General features: G+C 38.8%; 1 protein-coding gene and 2 pseudogenes. All 3 read left to right on the top strand.

Annotated features, from left to right (window positions below; all coding sequences use genetic code 11):
• Nucleotides 1–254 (top strand): annotated as a pseudogene (locus AC3AX0_RS07850) (3-phosphoshikimate 1-carboxyvinyltransferase); the annotation flags it as partial.
• Nucleotides 255–361: 107 nt separating this feature from the next.
• Complete coding sequence (gene pduL, locus AC3AX0_RS07845) at nucleotides 362–934, top strand: phosphate propanoyltransferase (protein WP_487549749.1); 573 nt, start codon at nucleotides 362–364, stop codon at nucleotides 932–934.
• Nucleotides 935–966: 32 nt separating this feature from the next.
• A pseudogene (gene deoC, locus AC3AX0_RS07840) lies at nucleotides 967–1,537 on the top strand (deoxyribose-phosphate aldolase); the annotation flags it as partial.

Raw genomic sequence — 1,537 nt, 5'->3', positions numbered from 1 at the left:
GAATAGCTGCAGTCTGCGACGAGCTTTCCAAAATGGGTGCTGAAATAACACCTAGAGATGACGGCATGGTAATTGGAGGAACAAGAAAGCTTTCAGGTGCAGCTGTAAAGACCTACGGAGACCATAGAATGGGCATGATGCTTGCACTTGCAGGAGGCTTTGCCGACGGTGATACAGAAATAGATAATATTGAATGTATAGCTGTTTCAAATCCTGATTTCTTCAAGATTCTTGATGAAGTAAAGCAAATCTAAAGAAATTATTAAGAATTTCTTAATAATTAATAAGAAATAATTCGTTGTTTTGTTTCGTCTTCCTATATATAATCTTATAGTCAGTTAAATTAGGAGGACAAATTAAAATGAAAACTAAATTACCAATAGCACTATCAAATAGACACGTTCATCTTGCGCAAAAAGATATAGATGTATTATTCGGAGAAGGACATGAGTTGACACCAATAAAGGACTTGTCTCAGCCTGGTCAGTATGCCTGTGATGAGAAAGTTGATCTTGTAGGACCAAAGAGAACTATCAAGGGAGTTAGAGTACTTGGACCAGCTAGAAAAGAGTCCCAGGTAGAGGTTTCACTTGCAGATGGATTCACTTTGGGATCAGATGTTCCAGTAAAGGGCTCTGGAAGTCTTGAAGGAACTCCTGGAGTTAAGTTGGTAGGACCAAAAGGTGAAGTTGAGCTTTCTCAGGGTCTTATAGCAGCAGCAAGACATATCCATATGCATACCGACGATGCAAAAGAATTTGGTGTTGAAGACAAACAAATGGTAAGCATCAAGACTGTTGGAGAGAGAGCTCTTATTTTTGAAAATGTACTAATTAGAGTTAATGCGGAATTTGCACTTGAAATGCATGTTGATGTAGAGGAAGGAAATGCTGCAGGTATTAAGAACTGTGATTTGGTAGAACTTATTAAATAATTGAAATTGATTATATAATTGGAGTGATTCAAATGGAAAATATAGCGTCTTATATAGATCATACCATTTTGAAGCCTGATACAAATATTGAACAGGTTAAGAAGGTATGTGATGAAGCAAGGGAATACAAGTTTGCATCGGTATGTGTCAATCCTTACTATGTGAAGGTTGTAAAGGACTTCTTGGATGGCAGCGATGTGAAGGTTACATCCGTTATTGGATTTCCTCTTGGATGTACAATGAAGGAAGTAAAGGCATTTGAAACAAAAATGGCAGTCATGGCAGGAGCAAATGACATGGTTATAAATATTGCTGCTCTTAAAAATAAAAGCTATGATGTTGTACTTGAAGATATACAGGCGGTGGTTGAAGCCTCCGATGGTATGACTGTAAAGGTCATCATAGAGACATGTCTACTTACGGACGAGGAAAAGGTGAAGGCCTGTGAACTTTCTGTAGAGGCAGGAGCAAACTTTGTAAAAACTTCAACAGGATTCAGCACCGGAGGTGCCACTGAGGAAGATGTAAGGCTCATGAAGGATACTGTAGGCGATAAGGCGAAAGTCAAGGCGTCAGGTGGAATAAGAGATTACAGCAAAGCCG

The sequence above is a fragment of the Dethiosulfatibacter sp. genome (assembly GCF_983023055.1).
Note: the sequence above shows the minus strand (reverse complement) of the source record. Positions and strands in the feature narration are given on the sequence as shown.

Excerpts from the sequence above, each read along its gene's own strand:
- pduL (WP_487549749.1), top strand. The coding sequence starts at position 362 with ATGAAAACTAAATTACCAATAGCACTATCAAATAGACACGTTCATCTT.